Raw genomic sequence first — 19160 nt, 5'->3', positions numbered from 1 at the left:
GTGTGCTCTTCCGATCTCCAAAACGTTTGATATGTCAAACACGAATAAAAAATGTTTACGAAAATATTTTTGTTCAACTATGCTATTTCAGCATTTGAGAGGGGTTCGGGAATTGCTGCCCCGTGAAAGGCACTGCCCTTGTACGGCGGCAGGCGAAGGGATGTTTCCGCCTGGAGGTGGAACAGGTGTTTGGAAACGGTCAGCAGGTTGAACCGTTTGTCAAGGTGTTGATCATGCATGAGTAACCTGGCATAGAGGCACGGCGTTGCCCTACACTGTACATCTTTCCGTTGTGGTGCATCAAGGGCGACCACTGGTCGCCCCTACAGTCGTACCCCCGTTCCAAAACCGGGCAGCCTTTCTCAGAGATCAAGCTCGTCCGGCGACCCGACCAGCACGGCCTGACGATGAACTTCCTTTAGTCTCTTCAGGTCAGCGCAGCAGCTGATTTTCTTCCTGATACCTGAAGTGATACCGCCGAAACGCACTTCCAAAATATCCAGCACGGCCTCTCTGGCATTTTCGATCCGACCCCTACTTATTCCCTGGCTTATCCCCTGGCTTATCCCTTGGCTTATTCCTTGGCTTATTCCTTGATTTCTTCCCTGCTCAATATACTTATCAATGAAATTCTGCATGAAATCCTCCCCAACGCCACTCCGGTCCAGAACCTCCCGGACAGCATCTTCATCAAACGTTTTTGTGGCCCTGACAACATAGCGCAACAAAAGCTCCAGCATTTCAAGCGCATCCTGTTTTTCACCGGCATCCCGCAGGAGCGAGAGTATTTTGGGCAGCCTGGAATGCAGGTCAGGATCAAAAATATGCCGGAGCACCAGCAGAGTGATGCGGTCAAATACCCCGCCCCGGATCTCCTCATCTGAAAGCACAGACAGATCATGTACTTTCCAGCTGAAATTCGGAATAAATGGGGCCAGCTCATCGTCGTTCTGGACAATGAGCGAACTGAACCGGTCAGAAAGCCGCCATTTCTTTCGCCCGTGATACAACACCAGTGGAACCACGGCAGGCAATTTCCGGTCTTTCGGGTACTGTTTGCGGTGCTGCTCCCAGAACCTGACCAAGTAGCGCAGGAGTTGCAGACCGGTCCAGGGGTCGGGAGAGCTTTTATGCTCGAACAGCAGGTAAAGGTAGAGCATGTGCTCCTGATAACGCACCCTGTACAGCAGGTCCGAGAAATGCTGGCGCAACTCCTTTTCCACAAAGGAATCCTTAACCGCAGTCAGTGATTCCAGATCAATCTTCTGCAGGATTGCCCTGGGTAGATATTCCCGCAGAAACCCGGCAGCGATCTCTTTTCTGCCAAAGGTTTCGCGGAAAAAACTGTCATGCGGGTTGGTTACATCGCTCATCTGTCACATTCGCCTGTTATCAAATATGTAGGGGCAGGCCCCTGTGCCTGCCCGGTCAATCTTCCGTTGTGGTCAGCAGTAAGGGCGATTCGCGAATCGCCCCTACGTCGTAACCCCGTTCCGAAACCGGTCAATTGGACGACTGTATCCTCATCATTTTCTCTTGCTGCATTACACAGAGCCATGTCACCCACGAATTCTCCGTTTCAACAAGACATAAAAATCTCCTCTTTTTGCTATCATCTGAACAAACACCGTCTTTGTCTGCTCATCTACGATATAGGCTATCCTGAATTGCTGCCCTGCAATTTTAAAATGATATGAAAATGTTCCACTCAAATCTCCTGATAACGTTTCTCCTGTTCCGGGATCTGATAAAATCTTTGGAATATGCGCGTTTCGTATCTTTTTACGTATCGCCGGATCAATTTTTTTTAGATCCTTTTTAATTTTAGGATGATATCTGGCCTCATACATCAAAAGCCTCATCTTCACTCAGGTATTCTACTTTTTGCGACTTCAAATCTTGGTTACGTTTCAATAACTCAGAGCCTTTTTCTGTCAAAAAAAGAGAAAGGGTTTCCAGCTCCTTCCTGTTCAACCTGTTAATCATACTGGCGAGTTGCCGTATCGGCACATTAACTTTCATTTCCGGCATAATCAACTCCTGTGTTCATATTTCCTGAAAGGGCGACCGCCGGTCGCCCCTACGTCGTAACCCCGTTCCAAAACCGGTCAAGTCGACACCTGGACCTACCCACCCGAAGGTTGGAGAGAGAGTATGGTCGTAACCCCGTTCCAAAACCGGTCAAGTCGACACCTGTAACAATAGTCGCTTCTGTTTTAATGCTAAGTGGTCGTAACCCCGTTCCAAAACCGGTCAAGTCGACACCACATTGGCAGTTCAAGTTCAGTGCTGTCGAATGCGTCGTAACCCCGTTCCAAAACCGGTCAAGTCGACACCCCGATGGGGATTTACATAGTTCTTTCCTATTTCTTGTCGTAACCCCGTTCCAAAACCGGTCAAGTCGACACCCGGAGTGCTCGCGGAAATTATGAGCATTCCCTCATTGTCGTAACCCCGTTCCAAAACCGGTCAAGTCGACACCTTAGCTAAGGCTAATGAAATCATCCAAAAAGGAGTCGTAACCCCGTTCCAAAACCGGTCAAGTCGACACCGTTGGATGACTTTAGCAGAACTAAAAAACACTAATCTGTCGTAACCCCGTTCCAAAACCGGTCAAGTCGACACCATATGCAAGATATCGCGATTGAAAAATCGCTGTATGTCGTAACCCCGTTCCAAAACCGGTCAAGTCGACACCCAGATGACTGTGCAAATAAGATGGCACAAAAAATGAGTCGTAACCCCGTTCCAAAACCGGTCAAGTCGACACCTGCACCCCTTTTTCACAACCAAAAATCAACAAATTACAATACGGTTTGCGGGCGGTATCGTTTCGACACCCTGCTGCCTCGCTCAAACCTCTCAAAAATCCCGTTTTCTTCAGTAATATCAACATGCGGCGCGTTTCACCTCCTCGTTTTCGCCTAAACACTTAAACATACGTTATTTTATCCACTTTTCCTCCTTTTTGAATTTCAAATTCACGGACGAGCCGTGGTGTTTGATTTCACTCAATTTCTTCTTTCTACCCTTTTCCGCCCCAAAACGCAACTCATTCCTCCCCGGCCAGAAAACGGGCCACCCGGTCCCGTTTTTCCGCCAGGGAATGCCCGTCCCATTCCTTGTCATACTCGGGCCAGTCCCCAACAACCTGATCTTCGGGTAAATGATAGCCCACCTGCCCGGTGGGCAGATCGATCATCAACACGGGCCAACCCGGCGAATCCGGGTCACGTCGCAGTCCCACCTTCATGCCCAGCTGGCGGGCCAGTTTTGCCAGGGCCTGCACAGCTTGGTTGCGGTCGAAATAGGCATCGTCCAGGGTGCTGCTTTGGTTGATTTTCTCTTCTTCCATTCTCTTCTCCAAGTGGTACAAGGGCGAACACATAGATTCGCCCCTACGCCACCCAAAATAATGGGTAGGATATTAATTTTTATCTGGTTCCCAAGCTCCAGCTTGGGAACCGTTTTCCCCTGAAGCTCTGCTTCATTTCCCGAAGCGGAGCTTCTCTCTTTACTCTGCCCAAGCAGAGCTTGGGCACTAGGAAAACTAGGAAAAAAGCTTGGGCACCAGGGAAAAAGGTAGGGGCACGGCGTGCCGTGCCCCTACAAGCTCCAAGCATCATATTTCTTCTTGGCTCGTTTGCTGCCGCCGCTTTTCCAGCGGTACGCCCATTTTCTCTTGTCCGCCGCAGCTAAGACCAGCTCCTTTACCGCTGTTTTCCGCCCTGGGTCCGCTATATTTCCCCAAAGCTTGGAAAGAGCTGGCCCTACAATTCTATCTTCAAGTTCTTTTTCCGTCAGCTGATCAAAGGACTTTTTATCCATTGCAGTGATTTCATCTTTCAGCCACTGCACAGCCGGTGTCTCCTCCTCACCGGGTTCAACGATAAAGTTGGATACGGCCTGTTCGCCGCAAACCGTGGACCGAGCCTTGGTACCGACAGCGGAACTCCGCAGCTCATAAAAAACAGGCAGAAATTCATGCGCAGGATTGAGTTGCGGCAAGGGAGCAGCTTCTTCTTTTTTCTCATCTTTCAGATATCCCTTGCGCCACCGCACTGGCACACCGGCCCGCAGAGCCTTCAATGAACCAGCCTTGCGTACCTGCTTCAAGGTCTCATCATCAATCAGAGATGCATCATCCGCAGCAGCTTCCGCTGTTGTTTTGCCGCCACCGTTCAGCAGCCCGTCCACAGCGTAACGCTCTTTCCTGTCAATATACTCGGTTTTCGTTATTTCAATCTGAACAATGCCCATCCCCAGCGGTTTACCCAAGCCCAGGCGATGATAGAACCCGTGTTGCGGGTCCGGTACCAGAGCCGTCTTGAGCAGGGTCAGTTCCGCATCACTGAGGTTGTCAAAAGCAATACTGAACTCAAACTGCGTGCCCGGCTTGATGGGTTCACACAGGAGCTTATTCTTCACATCCAGAGTACTCTCCCCCTGTTTCGGTTTTGTCCGGTATTCAGCTGAATCAAGCTCATCCGGCTTCTCACGCAGGAGGTAGAACTTTCGACCATGCGGCAGGGGATGAGGTGGGGAAGGAGCTTTAATATATTCTCTCAGATCATCATAAGTTATTTCAGGATCGGCCAGGCTACGGCGAAAATACAAAGAAGGCCGATCAGTTTTAAATTTCTTCTCCCCCTCTCCCTCATATCCTTTAGGTTTTGGCGAGGATAGTTCCCGTAATACAACCGAATCACCAAGCACGTCTTCTCTTGTTTCCCCGATCGGCAGCACGGCATCATAAAACCGCACCCGCGAGGCAAGGTTGTGGGTATCCTTTTCCTGCCCGCTATGCACGGGCGAACACAGGGATTCGCCCCTACGATCCTTGGAACATTCCTTATTATTCTCAACAACCCCGAACAGCAGCTCTGCCGGGGTCAGGCCGCTGTTCTGCGCTCGCTCTTCGTTCCACGGCGGCAGATCGGCATCAATGTTCGCAAAGGCCGGATGAAGATCAGGATGCAGCACCCGCAAAGCAGACTGACTGAGTGTTTCGGCCAGAGAGGCTATCATCCCGCGCAGGCTGTTGGCTGGGATAGCGGGTTGGTCGTTCCAGGTATATTGACAGACAACGGTCGGATGATCCGGGGTTTGCTCATTGCTGTGGCGGTCAGTATACTCATTACTATGGTGTTCGTTACCCACCACTGTGGGGCTGATGGTGCAGAGTCGGCAGGTGAATTTCCCGGAATGGCGTCCGGTCTGCCACAGGTCATGACGGGCTTGAATCTTTGCGGAACTACTTGCCCCTTGCTCCGTTATTTCCTGCTGCTCACAGCCGGTATCATAATCATACGTTGCCCGCAGACGCTGTCCATCATCCTGATTCTTTTTTATTATGCCGGTAACAGGAATAAAGTTATACGGCAGATAGAATTCTTTCATGCTTGCCCTCCTCTTGCTGCGATCCTGTTGTACAGGGCCTCCACCCATTGTTGCGCCGCTTCTGTGCCGATAACCTCCTGTATTTCATCCAGCAGAATCTGTCGGTCTCCAAAGGTCTTGCCGTTATATTCAAGCTGAAACGTCATCCTGCCGTAGCCCTTGACTTTACCCCAGCCGATCTGCATATCTCCGTCCATACCATCAAGCAGAACCAGCAGCAGCATACCCTTCCACCAGTCACCATCCGGGACCATCCGTAAATCAATGAGACAGCCCTTGGCCGAGAGTTTCTCACAGACAGCAGCCCGAACCTTGTAATTGGCCCCTTTATTCACTCCGCCAGTAAAACGATCCACGCCGATGAAATGCTGGATATGGCCTGAGGCCTTGCCTCTTGCCTCGGTCAAACGCAGGGCACCTCTTCTTTCCTCGGAGCCGAAGAATTCTTTGACCAAGGATTCTGCTCTGTCAGCCGCCGCACCTTCGGAAAGGCTGTACTGCTGATGGGCAATAGTGGCCAGGATACGCCGGGCACGACCTCGAATGGCCCCGGCCAGAGTTCGTGCAGGAATAAGGGCGTGGGCTTCCTCCCCGTTGCGATGGTTACGGCTGTATTCAAGGTCAGGAAAAACCTCTCCTTCTTTCTCTTTCGATTTGTCCTGTACATATTCCGGTTCATTGACCAAAAACGGCCCGTCCGGCAGGATGTCCAATCTAAAAGAAACCGGAGCAGTATCTGCGTTTATCAACAGAGCGGAAATATCAGCGAACTGCACCGCATCTGTCAGCAGATTCATGGGCGGTGGTTCCAGGGAATCTCTGACCAGCCAGCGTAGCTCCTCTTCCGAGGTCAGCACTTCAACCCGCTCCAATTCCCACTGTATTCGCCCATAACCTTTGGTCACCCCGGAACCGATAGCAACACCCTCTGTGTTCCACTGTTCGGTAAGAGCCAACAGCTGCGCCAGTTCCTTTTCCGTGAGTTTCTCCGCCCCATCTTTTCCGGCTTTATTGCGGCTCTCAATCTGAAACTGGACAGTAAAAACAGAACCTTTTGGCACCAGTTCATAGCAGAACAGCTTGCCCTTTTCCGCTGTCCCGGTTATCGGACAGATAGAAACACTGTGGCGGAGAAAGGTATGTCGGTCTTCGGAAAAACCAGGCAGGTCGGGAAATCCCAACTCCTTTGCCAATGTCTCCGGTATGTCCTGCAAACAGGCATCATAAACCCGCAACAGGCCAGCCTCGCGGGCGGCTGGTATCTTTCCTTGTTCCTCATCGGCATAGCCAAAAAACTTCCGATAAAACGATGTCTGCTGGTTTAAAAAAGATGCCAAGGAACCGCGCAGGGTGGAGCCAGGAATATAGGCCCTGTTTTCATAATCCCGACAGACGGTGTTGTAACGCCCTTCCATCTCATTTTCTTTTTTCTCTTTGTCCTTCTGTTCTTCCTCTGTTTGCTTAACTCCATCCAGAGAAATCCTCCCAATAACCTTGGCCCTGTTCGGGTCAGCAGTAGCTCGTTTTGCTGAGACTTTCTCGGTCTCTGATGGTGAAGCATTCCGCTCCCTCTGCAAGGCCAAGTCCCCATCGCCGATGTGCAGATCGCTCAGGCAGGTCAGGGTACCGGTCACAAGGATACGTTTATATATTTTCATTGTCCCCCTCCTGCCGCTTTTTCCGCCAATTCTCCTATCGCTGTCCATTGCTCAGACTTGGGTTGCAGCTTCCTGTGTTGTTCCAGGTTCACCGCAATCTCACCGAAACCGTTTTCCCGGATCCAGGGATTTTTCTGCCAATCCGAGGAGACATCATCCAGTTGGGGCAGGCCGCAGAGCTGCCAATCACGCAATTTTTCCTTTGCCTTGCCCTCATCGGAAATTTCAACTACAAAAACACTGCCCGGCACAGTGAAGATCTCTGGGTTATAGGGCTTGGATTTATTAAATCGTTTATGCCAGTACTCACCGCCCAACAACTCCTGGGCAGCATAAAAATCCACTAAGCGTAGAGATTCGCCTGACAGCTCAAACCAGTTGGCGGCATAAGCATTGAACAAAATATCATGGGCACCGGTGGCTTCGGCAATTTGTCCGGGTTTAAGCAGACGGGCATGACTCAGCAGGGTGAGGGTCAGAACGGTTCCGACAGCATACTCCTCAATCGTCTCCACCGGTTGACGAAACAGCTTGTCGCGTACTTCCACCGCAGCCGAGGCCCCGGTTTTACCGAGCCAGTGCAGCCCGTGTTCTTCCAGTACCTCGACAAGCTCCCGGAAAATCTCCGCCCGCTCCCCTGCGGGAGGACCGCCGCCTTCTTCCGTAGGCAGGGTAATATTTGCCAGCCAGCAATAATCCCCTGGCTCCACCGCTTCAATACTGAACAATTTATGATCCTCAGATGCCCCGGTTGTGCTGTCAATTGCCGTATGAATACTCAGGCTGCGTGAGGGACGGGCAGGCAAGACACATTGCTCGGCAGCCAGTTCCCAGACCTGATTTTTCCAATCAATGAAAAAGGTCGGGGCCTGTCCGTTAATCAAACCCGCTTCCTGCATCAAAGCGATATCGTACAGGCATGTTTTCCTTTCGGAATCCTCAGCTGCAACCGTGGTGAGCGGCAGGGGCAAGGGGCGGCATACCTGACTGAGAGAGGGCTGGGCACGGGTGATGCAGAGTTGATCAAGATATTGGCTGAGAAGCGGATATTTCGAATTGCTTATTTCGGAAAAAAGATCAAATCCCTTGCCTGCACCGCGCAGGAAGGTGGCAAGAGCCCCTTTGATCGCTCCGCCGGGGATAAAATCCTCTGAGACAAACTGATTATCCAGGCCGCTTTTGTCTTTGCGCTCTTCTTCACTGGATTTCGCATCATTATATTCGGTATTATTGCCTCGTAAATGTCTGGAAAAACAGAACGATCGATCCGGTCGGAGGATAATTCCTATGCCGGAGTCGTCCGGCCCTGTTCCGGCATCAATGCCTGCCGCCTTTCCGGTTCGGGAAATTGCCTCGTACTGTATTTTGTCAATACCGATGATCCGACCGAAGCCTGCACCTTTTAATGCACCCATTGCAGAAATGCTGTGCAGGCCCTTGGTCAGCCATTTTTTCAGCTCTTGCGCTTCGTTCTCCCCATCCAGCCAGGCTATGATACCGCCGCTGAAGGCCATTTCCTTTCCGGCGGCAAAAGGTGAGGATACCACCTGTAAGGCCCCTTGCTTCACTTTCCCGCTCTCCTGCTCAATGGCTATTCTGTGGTGCAGGCCAGTGCTCCCTTTTTCTCCGGCGCGCCAGAAGGCATCAAAGAGCAGGCGGCCCCGTCCGGGTGTACTGCCAGGTCCGGCCTTGGTCCCCAGCCAGTCCTTGATCGTTTCCTGCTGTATGATGTTTTCGTTTTCCTGGGACAACTCGGCAAAATAGTCCCAAATTTCCCGCAGGTTTCCGACAAGCAGGGTGCCGGGCAGAAGCGGAAAACCTTTTTGATCCAGCAAAGGGGCGGTATCAATCCCGTGCCCGATGGCCCCGGCGGCCTGACTGACAACCGGTGCGACAAAGCGGATTTTGACCGTAAAACGGTATTGTTGCAATGTGCTCATCAGGCATCCTCCTTTGTACTGGGTTTCGGGGCAAAATAATCCCATAACTCGGATAGATGAATCCAGGGGAGCTGCCTGTGTTTCTGCTGTTGATGTTGTACGGCTTCGGGAAACAAGGCACGGACATCCTGGTTAATCTGTTCATGCCGATCTGTTAATGCACAGAACCGTTCATACTTTTGGTCAAACTCGCTGATGGATTCTGTGGCTGCCATTGCCAGCTTATAGAACTGCCTGCGCCCGATCTCCTTTTCAGCAGTTAATGATCTGAATATCCGTTGTTTATTATCCAGATAATCATCATAAAGTGGAGCCTGGGGTTGCCATACTTCGGCGTTATGAAGCTTATATTGCTTTTCGATAAATTCAGGATAATTCCGGGTAGGAAAGTCGATGGACTCCAACACAAGATAATGATAGAGGTTTTTCTTTTTCGAGTAATTTTCCTTTATATCTTCAGCCATTTTCTTTTCGGCAAAATACTGAATATGGTTGAGCGGTGTTTTATGGTGGCAAAAGACAAGGGCACCTGCATGGGTAAGAGGATGTATCGTTCCTGTATCATCAGTAAATTTCCAGTTTCAACTGACTGTATAAAATTTCTGAAGAACTTCCATGCCCTTCCAGGCCGGGACAACCAGCATGATTTCATCACCGCCCCAGAGCAAGACTTCCAGACGGATGGCGTTTTCAATGCGTCGGCCCCGTTGCTGGTCAACAGTGCAGAATTCCTTATCTCTGTTTGCCTCCTGCACAAGCTTTTGGAGAAAATTTTTCCGTTTACTCTGAATTTCCTGGTCAAATCGTTTTAATTCATCTTCACTTGTGCAGCTCTGTTGAATCTTACCAAAACTGTTGCCATCAAAATAGAGAACCGCAATCTTACCGTTACACTGACAAAAATCAGAAGAATGAGAAAGGGTCTGCAAATTCCAGGTATACTCGTAATTTTCTCCGGTCTCCCTGTTGATAAACTCCTTTTTCTCCTTTCTCCCATAGTCATGTCTGATCTTGGTAAAGAGAGATACTTCAGGCATTACCTCCCCGGAATCTCGTTGTATCTTTCCCCTGTTCCGAGTGTCATTCTTGTCATTCTGTTGTGCCGGACGGAGATTATCCCATGCGCAAGGGGCGGCTTTCTCACCCGTATTCATATCATGACAAGTCAGAGTGGGTTGCTGAAACTGGCAGAACCTGTTTTTGGCGAGCACCGCTTCTCTGGACAGCCTGAAATCGTTTTTTTGCGACTTTTGCGACTCATCCGGTTTATCCGGTTTTTCTTTTTCATCCTTGACCAGAGGAACGACATCGACAACAAAACTAAAATATCTGTACTGTTTATGATTATTCAGAAAATCGACAATATGACCTTTGTTTTCCTGAGCGGATTGCGAGGAATTTGCAGAAAACCGAAAAAGCCCGGTTGAGGCTCCGCTGGAAATGGTTTCCCATGATCCGGGAAGTTCGGTAATATCCTTTTTATCCTCTATATCTTTAATCGCCTGGCGAAGCAGCATGCTGCCGCCGCGCCGGACACTTAATTGGCGGGTATCATCCAGAACGTGGTAGAGGTTCACGCCCTCAACCCGCAGGAGATACTCATTTTCTTGTTGTGTCATCACTTCTCCTCTGTCATTTCTAAAATTTCAAAAAATCTTTTTTTTCAGACATATCCACAGGCGGTTCCTCAATAGCGACAAAAATAAAACAATAGCAAGGATTATTCCAGACCGAGACCAGTCCTCTGTAACAAAATCAAAAATACTCTCCCTGGGTTTTTCAGGAAGCAACGAACCAAAAGCAGCAATAAAGGCAAGAAAAGCAATGAAATTTGCCGTCTTCCCCAATCTTCGATTTGCCTTCATCTCAAGAAAATCATGGGTACTGCTGATCTCCTCCTGCACCTCTTTGAAGAGATCGTCAATATCCATGCTTTCCCTGGCAGCCTTGTACATTTCCACACCTTGCTGTTGATTGGAAATCAGGGGAAACTGATACAGATTGGTAAACTTGGCAAAGGAGGCACGTAGCTCCTTAAAATTATCACGAAGGTCGCTGAAATTATCTCCCTGGTTGATGCGGGTGAGCTCCCGACTGAAGGCGAACAGGGTGACCCGCAGGTACAGCAAAAGCAGCACCTGATCAAAATACATCTCTCCGAAATGACGCCACAGGGGCGGATCTTTCACTGGCGGAGCCAGCATTGCGCCGCTGTGGTAACTGTAGCCGTACCAGGTGCCCCCTTCCGCCCAGCGTCGGTAGGTTCGCTCTTTCGTCCATTTTTTTTCAAACCCGGTAACTGCGTGACTGCCTTCCGGGGTTGTGCCCGGTTTATCCACATTGAGTAACCTGCACCAATGGCCGAATTCCCAAGGGCGATCAACCTTTCCGTCATATTGATTCACCACGGTAGCACCCCCGTTTTTGACTATCGCAGCTGTCCAGACAAAGGCCCGGTTTTCAGCATAGAGAAGACAATTATTGCTGGTGCAGGCCAGATGATTATCCAGCAGGTTATGCCGTTCACTGGAGATATTCGATGGAGGGACAGGCAGAAGGTATTGCCCATCATTCATGCGCAGAGGAACCCCGTAGAGCAGAGAAAGCCAGCGGCTTTTGTAGCAGTAAAAAGAATCATTGTCTTTAGCATCGCCAATTTTTCGACCACTGACGTAATCAGCTGGGAAATCGGCCAAAGCATTGGCGAATTTTTCGGTATGTTCGGGAAATGGACAATCAATATAGCGGAACAGTTCGTTGAATTCCAGCAGAGCGTCCAGAGAAGGCGATTCGTGAGTAGGATCAAGATCTGGAAAAAAAACATCCTGAATGAGAAAACCGTGGCGAAGCGGCGGATGGGAAGAACGGTGAGACGCCTGTCCTTCAAAGAGGACCAACCGAGGCGGGGCCAGACAGACCTCAATCGGCAACACGGTATAGCGGGTAACAGATTGAAAGAGAAAAGGGCCGCAGCATCCCTTAGCACGCCAAAGCTCGGTGTCAATTTCAGCCCAGATGGCCCGGCGAAAAAGCACGTTGGCGGTTTCTGCGGTGAAATAGAGCAGTCGTTCCCGATCAAAGGAGTTCTCTGCTCTCTGCTTGAAATGGAGACGATCTGTTGTGCTGCTGAGGTATTTGGCATTTTGTAGGGTGTATGAAAAAGGCAGGAGAAATCGGGAATAAGAGGCGGGTTTATTTTTTGTGTTCCAGGGTTCACCGGTTTCCAGTTCCATCATCGTCTCCTTCTCAACACATCCAGAATATTATGCCTTGCTGATAAGCGACTCTGCAACCCGTTGTCATTCAGAAAGACCATGTAGGGCGCAGGCCCCTGTGCCTGCCCTGTACATCTATCGTTGTGGTCAACGTAAGGGCGATTCGCGAATCGCCCCTACAACATCGCAGAATCATCATGTCTTCGTAGACGTTCAAGGGCGACCACCGGTCGCCCCTACGTCGTAACCCCGTTCCAAAACCGGTCAACACGACACCATATCGGATGATTACCGTGGAAGTGTGCCTGTGAGAGTCGTAACCCCGTTCCCAAACCGGTCTAAGCAACTATTTCCCCGGCCAAGGCAAGGGCATGAAGATACAATCGATCACTCAAATAAAAACCGGCTTCATTTCGCAAGGCATCAAGATGCGGTCGAAGCTCCGTGGTCAGTCCTTTTTTCTTTGCCTCCAGCAAAACACCGATTATTCCCACAGGGCGGAGGCCAAAGTGGGCGGCAACGTTCCTGCCTTCTTTTTCGTCCAGCAGAACAAGGTCAGCCCTAAGTTCAACAGCCAAGGCAATGGTTTCTGATTCCCCTTGATCAAGATCACGCCGCAACTTCATTCCTTCCCGGCCAATACCTCCCACCTCCATTCAATTCATCCCACACACCTTCCGCAATGAGAAGGCCGGAATACAGGCTGCCGAGCAGAGGAAACTGACCAATTGCCGCAAGATTGGTCAGGGGCGATGTGTTGCTGACAATGATCATAAGCGTCCTGCATCACGCAGCGCAGCCATATCATCATCCAGATCATCCATGTCGTAATGCGGCCCGATGCGACGCGAGACAAGCAGCTGACGAAATTCCCAAAGCGACATGTCCGCCAGTTCACGGGCCTTGCCGACGGAAAGGCGGCGGGCGGAATAAAGTGCAAGTGCCATTTCAATCCTGAGTTCATTCAGAGTCAGCCGGGAAGAATCAAGTATATCCTGCGGAATGTTCAGTACATTTGCCCTATTCATTAACACACCTCCTGTTTTTCACATGAAAACCTCGTTCCATCGTAACCCCGTTCCCAAACCGGTCAAGAAACCCAGGGTGTTACCCTTCGCTCATAAATACAGCCCCGTTGGGGCATTTGGGGGGAGTTCCCCTTTTTCGTCTGGTGAAACATACTTCTACCCTCCCCGCACCATCCCCCAAAGGGGGTATACATAATCAGCAAAGGGTAACACCCTGGCGTATCGGCTGGTACAGTTTTCGTTGTGGTGCATAAAGGGCGACCGCCGGTCGCCCCTACGTCGTAACCCCGTTCCAAAACCGGTCAACACGACAACAGAAGACGGTTCGGAAATAACAAAAAACATGATTCCTGTCGTAACCCCGTTCCAAAACCGGTCAACACGACAACTGCACCCCTTTTTCACAACCCAAAAACAACCACTTGCAATACGGTTTGCGACTGACATCGCACCGACAACCCTTCACCTCGCTCCAGATCCCCAAAAATCCCGTTTTCCTCAATGAAATCAACGCGCGACCCATTTCGGGTCTCAAAAACAGACTAACCTATTGATACCAAACTCTTTTCAGCAATTCACCTCCTTTTTTTCTTCAGTCCGTCGGAACCCGTCGCGGATACTGATATTACTCATCTTTTTAAAATTGATAATTTTATCTACTTTTTCATAACCTACTTTTTGCAGACAACAACCAGCACTTTACAACAGGATGAAATCAAGGTCAAGGGCGACCACCGGTCGCCCCTACGCTACCGCAACCGCTTCAATCTCCGTGCCATCGGTGAGCAGGAGATAGGATTGCAGCTTGGGCAATCGTTTTATATCATCCAGCTCCTGATATCCTCTGATCTGCTTAACCCCCTCAGCCCGTTTTTTCTCCATCCCCTTTTCCCCATCCTTTTTCTTGCTGAACTTCAGCTCAAAGAGAAACTGATAGCGCACCTCAATGGGCTGGCGTTCCAGCAGGAGGATATCTGGATAGCGATTATTGACTTCTGCCTCACTACGGATGAAATAGACCTCAGATTGATACAACAAGGTGAGGATCAGGGTTTTGATATGCTTTTCATCCATGCGCATGAAATCACGGTTGGAGAACAGGGTCAGAACCTTGCGGATTTCTTTAAGCAGGGGATTGATATTATTATGCAGGGCCAACTCAGCCACAGCATTTTCAAGGGTATGTTTCTCCACCCGAATCTGGGCACGTCGCTCAATCTCTGTTCCGAAATAGCCGTAATAGAGCTTCTCAATCACATAGTTCGGTATAACATAACGCAGCTGACTGAGCACGGTACCGCTGATGGTAATAAAACCCATGTAGAGCAGCAGACTGATAAAGTCGTCGCGTTCAAAGGGCTTGTGTATGTCCAGGTCAAGTTTGCCCTTATGCAGCCCTATAATCTCGCCATTGACCAGCAGCTCTTCCAGAGCGGCAAAATTGCTTTCCCGGTCGCCTATCCCGAACAGTCGCATGATCTTGCCGTAATCCGAGGCAATATTATCGTCCAGCATCTGCTCGGGCCAGCGACATTCGCCCGTATCAAAATGTCTCAGAAAATACAGCACCATGTCAGGATTAAAGATTTTTTTATCAGCCCGTGAGCTGAAGCGGTAGCCGTTATACCATCTGCCCAGAGTGTTCATCACCTCCTGCTTATTCAATCCGCAGGCATCAACAAAAGGTTGAATCATCTCTCCGGTTTCCTGAGCGGTAAAACCTGTTACCTGGTTGAAATCCCGGTGAAAGGTGATGTTGTCGCCGATATTAAACCCACTGGTCATGCTGTCCAGAGTGATGGAGGTCACGCCGGTAATGAAGAGGCGGTCAATAATACCCTCCATGGTGGCGGTCTTGATAACTTCGTAAAAGGCCCGAACAAATCCGCCCTTGCCCACGATTGTGATGAACAACTCCAGGTCTTCACCAAGGAGAGCATTGGCAAAATGGTCGTATTCATCAATGAGCAGGTAGACAGAAGTTTCACCGATGAGGGTGAAAAAACGGTTCATCATGGCAGCCGCGCCGTTGTCTGCTTCAATACTGAGCACGTTCTCCCGATTATATCCGTAACGAACAAGAAATTGTCTCAGGGAGTATTCCACCTTGCTGCTGAATCCCTGCCGAATGCTCTTCTGACTGCCCGTTTCTATCCCGCTGAAGTCAAAAGAGAGGATGCGGTAGCTATTTTTCAGCGGCGTGGGATTATGACCTATGTTGAGATGGCCGAAAAAGGCCTCGAAATCATCCCTGCAGAGGATGTCGTAGTAATGGCGGAGGGTGGAGAGAAAGAGCGTCTTGCCGAAACGGCGGGGGCGGAGCAGGATGTTGTAGCTGCCCCTCTGCTCCAGGGTTTCAATATACTTTGTTTTATCAATATAGAGAAAGCCTTGGGTGATTATCTTTTTAAAATTGCTTTCTCCGTAGGGTATTTTCATATTTTCTCGTTATCTGCCGGTGCTGGGCGCAGACCTTTGTGCCTGCCCTGTCAATCTTCCGTTGTGGTGCATCAGGGGCGACCGCCGGTGGCCCCTACGCTACTGCAACCGCTTCAATCTCCGTGCCGTCGGTGAGCAGGAGATAGGATTGCAGCTTGGGCAGGTGCTTGATATCATCCAGCTCCTGATAAACCTGAATCTGGGTAATTCCCTCAATCCTTTTCGCCTCCAGCCCCTTTTCACCATCCTTTTTCTTGCTGTATTTCAGCTCAAAAAGAAACTGATAGCGCACCTCAATGGGCTGGCGTTCCAGTAGCAGGATATCTGGATAGCGATTATTGACTTCAGCCTCACTGCGGATGAAATAGACCTCAGATTGATACAACAAGGTGAGGATCAGGGTTTTGATATGCTTTTCATCCATGCGCATGAAATCACGGTTGGAGAACAGGGTCAGAACCTTGCGGATTTCTTTAAGCAGGGGATTGATATTATTATGCAGGGCCAACTCAGCCACAGCATTTTCAAGGGTATGTTTCTCCACCCGAATCTGGGCACGTCGCTCAATCTCTGTTCCGAAATAGCCGTAATAGAGCTTCTCAATCACATAGTTCGGTATAACATAACGCAGCTGACTGAGCACGGTACCGCTGATGGTAATAAAACCCATGTAGAGCAGCAGACTGATAAAGTCGTCGCGTTCAAAGGGCTTGTGTATGTCCAGGTCAAGTTTGCCCTTATGCAGCCCTATAATCTCGCCATTGACCAGCAGCTCTTCCAGAGCGGCAAAATTGCTTTCCCGGTCGCCTATCCCGAACAGTCGCATGATCTTGCCGTAATCCGAGGCAATATTATCGTCCAGCATCTGCTCGGGCCAGCGACATTCGCCCGTATCAAAATGTCTCAGAAAATACAGCACCATGTCAGGATTAAAGATTTTTTTATCAGCCCGTGAGCTGAAGCGGTAGCCGTTATACCATCTGCCCAGAGTGTTCATCACCTCCTGCTTATTCAATCCGCAGGCATCAACAAAAGGTTGAATCATCTCTCCGGTTTCCTGAGCGGTAAAACCTGTTACCTGGTTGAAATCCCGGTGAAAGGTGATGTTGTCGCCGATATTAAACCCACTGGTCATGCTGTCCAGAGTGATGGAGGTCACGCCGGTAATGAAGAGGCGGTCAATAATACCCTCCATGGTGGCGGTCTTGATAACTTCGTAAAAGGCCCGAACAAATCCGCCCTTGCCCACAATCTCCGTGAACAACTCCAGACTCTCACCAAGGATAGCGTTGGCAAAATGGTCGTATTCGTCGATCAACAGATAGATATTTGCCTCTTCTATGGCTGTGAAAAAATAATCTATTTTACCAGCTGGACTGGTCTGCTCTTCTATGATCCGGTTCGTTTCAGTAGGATATCCATAACGCTTGAGAAACTTTTTCAGGGCTGTTTCTACCCTGCGGTTGAACCCGGCCCGGATATCTTCTGCGCTGCTGGTTTCAATACCGCTGAAGTCAAAGGAGAGGATCTGATAGCTGTTTTTCAGCGGGGTGGGCTTGTGGCCTATGGCGAGTTGGCCAAAAAGGGTGTCGAATTCATCCTTGCTGCGGATGTCGTAATATAAGCGGAGGGTGGAGAGAAAAAGGGTTTTGCCGAAGCGGCGGGGACGGAGCAGAATGTTGTATTTCCCCTGATCTTCCAGGGTCGCTATAAACGATGTTTTATCAACATAGAGATACCCTTCGGTGATAAGGGATTTGAAGTTGCTGATGCCGTATGGTGTTTTCATATTTTTTCTTTTTCTGTAGGGGCAACCCTATCCAGGTGCATCTGCCGGGCAAGTGAATGTAATCTCATAGGGGAACGGTGTGCCGTGCCCTGAATCACCTCGGTTGTGGTGCCAAATTGGACGGACACATAGGTCCGCCCCTACAGTCGTAACCCCGTTCCAAAACCGGTCAACACGACAACAGCACCCCTTTTCACAACCCAAAAACAACCACTTGCAATACGGTTTGCGACTGACATCGCACCGACAACCCTTCACCTCGCTCCAGATCCCCAAAAATCCCGTTTTCCTCAATGAAATCAACGCGCGACCCATTTCGGGTCTCAAAAACAGACTAACCTATTGATACCAAACTCTTTTCAGCAATTCACCTCCTTTTTTTCTTCAGTCCGTCGGAACCCGTCGCGGATACTGATATTACTCATCTTTTTAAAATTGATAATTTTATCTACTTTTTCATAACCTACTTTTTGCAGACAACAACCAGCACTTTACAACAGGATGAAATCAAGGTCAAGGGCGACCACCGGTCGCCCCTACGCTACCGCAACCGCTTCAATCTCCGTGCCATCGGTGAGCAGGAGATAGGATTGCAGCTTGGGCAATCGTTTTATATCATCCAGCTCCTGATATCCTCTGATCTGCTTAACCCCCTCAGCCCGTTTTTTCTCCATCCCCTTTTCCCCATCCTTTTTCTTGCTGAACTTCAGCTCAAAGAGAAACTGATAGCGCACCTCAATGGGCTGGCGTTCCAGCAGGAGGATATCTGGATAGCGATTATTGACTTCTGCCTCACTACGGATGAAATAGACCTCAGATTGATACAACAAGGTGAGGATCAGGGTTTTGATATGCTTTTCATCCATGCGCATGAAATCACGGTTGGAGAACAGGGTCAGAACCTTGCGGATTTCTTTAAGCAGGGGATTGATATTATTATGCAGGGCCAACTCAGCCACAGCATTTTCAAGGGTATGTTTCTCCACCCGAATCTGGGCACGTCGCTCAATCTCTGTTCCGAAATAGCCGTAATAGAGCTTCTCAATCACATAGTTCGGTATAACATAACGCAGCTGACTGAGCACGGTACCGCTGATGGTAATAAAACCCATGTAGAGCAGCAGACTGATAAAGTCGTCGCGTTCAAAGGGCTTGTGTATGTCCAGGTCAAGTTTGCCCTTATGCAGCCCTATAATCTCGCCATTGACCAGCAGCTCTTCCAGAGCGGCAAAATTGCTTTCCCGGTCGCCTATCCCGAACAGTCGCATGATCTTGCCGTAATCCGAGGCAATATTATCGTCCAGCATCTGCTCGGGCCAGCGACATTCGCCCGTATCAAAATGTCTCAGAAAATACAGCACCATGTCAGGATTAAAGATTTTTTTATCAGCCCGTGAGCTGAAGCGGTAGCCGTTATACCATCTGCCCAGAGTGTTCATCACCTCCTGCTTATTCAATCCGCAGGCATCAACAAAAGGTTGAATCATCTCTCCGGTTTCCTGAGCGGTAAAACCTGTTACCTGGTTGAAATCCCGGTGAAAGGTGATGTTGTCGCCGATATTAAACCCACTGGTCATGCTGTCCAGAGTGATGGAGGTCACGCCGGTAATGAAGAGGCGGTCAATAATACCCTCCATGGTGGCGGTCTTGATAACTTCGTAAAAGGCCCGAACAAATCCGCCCTTGCCCAC

General features: G+C 49.7%; 17 protein-coding genes and 1 CRISPR repeat array. All 17 genes read right to left on the bottom strand.

The window, feature by feature from the left end:
• Positions 1–77: 77 nt before the first annotated feature.
• Positions 78–239 (bottom strand): hypothetical protein, encoded by a 162-nt coding sequence (locus tag L2082_RS12905; RefSeq protein WP_446011825.1) that lies wholly within the window; start codon positions 237–239, stop codon positions 78–80.
• Positions 240–362: 123 nt separating this feature from the next.
• A complete protein-coding gene (locus tag L2082_RS12900) occupies positions 363–1373 on the bottom strand; it encodes an Rpn family recombination-promoting nuclease/putative transposase (protein ID WP_446011824.1) in 1011 nt (336 codons plus the stop codon).
• A gap of 186 nt (positions 1374–1559) precedes the next feature.
• On the bottom strand, positions 1560–1850 hold the full coding sequence (locus L2082_RS12895; protein WP_446011823.1) for a type II toxin-antitoxin system RelE/ParE family toxin: 291 nt from the start codon (positions 1848–1850) through the stop codon (positions 1560–1562).
• Positions 1843–2031 (bottom strand): hypothetical protein, encoded by a 189-nt coding sequence (locus L2082_RS12890; RefSeq protein WP_446011822.1) that lies wholly within the window; start codon positions 2029–2031, stop codon positions 1843–1845. The genes L2082_RS12895 and L2082_RS12890 overlap by 8 nt, the downstream gene beginning before the upstream one ends.
• A 53-nt stretch (positions 2032–2084) precedes the next feature.
• Positions 2085–2771: direct repeats of the CRISPR family, unit length 37 nt; unit sequence GTCGTAACCCCGTTCCAAAACCGGTCAAGTCGACACC.
• Between the two features lie 281 nt (positions 2772–3052).
• Complete coding sequence (locus tag L2082_RS12885; protein WP_446009353.1) at positions 3053–3355, bottom strand: hypothetical protein; 303 nt, start codon at positions 3353–3355, stop codon at positions 3053–3055.
• 251 nt (positions 3356–3606) lie between these two features.
• Entirely contained in the window at positions 3607–5400 is a 1794-nt protein-coding gene (locus L2082_RS12880) for an RAMP superfamily CRISPR-associated protein (RefSeq protein ID WP_446009352.1), read from the bottom strand.
• The gene (locus L2082_RS12875) at positions 5397–7058 is read right to left on the bottom strand and encodes an RAMP superfamily CRISPR-associated protein (protein ID WP_446009351.1); all 1662 of its coding nucleotides are present in this window, start codon (positions 7056–7058) and stop codon (positions 5397–5399) included. Before L2082_RS12875 ends, L2082_RS12880 begins: the two co-directional genes overlap by 4 nt.
• Positions 7055–8998, bottom strand: coding sequence for a hypothetical protein (locus L2082_RS12870; protein ID WP_446009350.1), 1944 nt, complete (start codon positions 8996–8998; stop codon positions 7055–7057). The genes L2082_RS12875 and L2082_RS12870 overlap by 4 nt, the downstream gene beginning before the upstream one ends.
• Entirely contained in the window at positions 8998–9462 is a 465-nt protein-coding gene (locus L2082_RS12865; RefSeq protein WP_446009349.1) for a hypothetical protein, read from the bottom strand. Before L2082_RS12865 ends, L2082_RS12870 begins: the two co-directional genes overlap by 1 nt.
• A gap of 117 nt (positions 9463–9579) precedes the next feature.
• Positions 9580–10617: a hypothetical protein gene (locus L2082_RS12860; protein WP_446009348.1), complete on the bottom strand. Its 1038-nt coding sequence runs from the start codon at positions 10615–10617 to the stop codon at positions 9580–9582.
• Positions 10618–10644: 27 nt separating this feature from the next.
• Complete coding sequence (locus L2082_RS12855; protein ID WP_446011821.1) at positions 10645–12234, bottom strand: hypothetical protein; 1590 nt, start codon at positions 12232–12234, stop codon at positions 10645–10647.
• Between the two features lie 317 nt (positions 12235–12551).
• Positions 12552–12839, bottom strand: a complete 288-nt coding sequence (locus L2082_RS12850) for a DUF3368 domain-containing protein (RefSeq protein ID WP_446009346.1) — start codon at positions 12837–12839, stop codon at positions 12552–12554.
• Positions 12823–12987, bottom strand: coding sequence for a hypothetical protein (locus L2082_RS12845; RefSeq protein WP_446009345.1), 165 nt, complete (start codon positions 12985–12987; stop codon positions 12823–12825). Before L2082_RS12845 ends, L2082_RS12850 begins: the two co-directional genes overlap by 17 nt.
• The gene (locus L2082_RS12840; RefSeq protein WP_446009344.1) at positions 12984–13241 is read right to left on the bottom strand and encodes a UPF0175 family protein; all 258 of its coding nucleotides are present in this window, start codon (positions 13239–13241) and stop codon (positions 12984–12986) included. Before L2082_RS12840 ends, L2082_RS12845 begins: the two co-directional genes overlap by 4 nt.
• Positions 13242–13985: 744 nt before the next feature.
• A complete protein-coding gene (locus L2082_RS12835; RefSeq protein WP_446011820.1) occupies positions 13986–15680 on the bottom strand; it encodes an AAA family ATPase in 1695 nt (564 codons plus the stop codon).
• Positions 15681–15774: 94 nt separating this feature from the next.
• Positions 15775–17469 (bottom strand): AAA family ATPase, encoded by a 1695-nt coding sequence (locus tag L2082_RS12830; protein WP_446011819.1) that lies wholly within the window; start codon positions 17467–17469, stop codon positions 15775–15777.
• Positions 17470–18005: 536 nt separating this feature from the next.
• A partial coding sequence (locus L2082_RS12825; RefSeq protein WP_446011818.1) for a PD-(D/E)XK nuclease domain-containing protein occupies positions 18006–19160 on the bottom strand: 1155 nt, incomplete at its 5' end.

The organism is Candidatus Electrothrix sp., from assembly GCF_052785085.1.
This window is presented reverse-complemented; position numbering and strand designations above follow the sequence as displayed.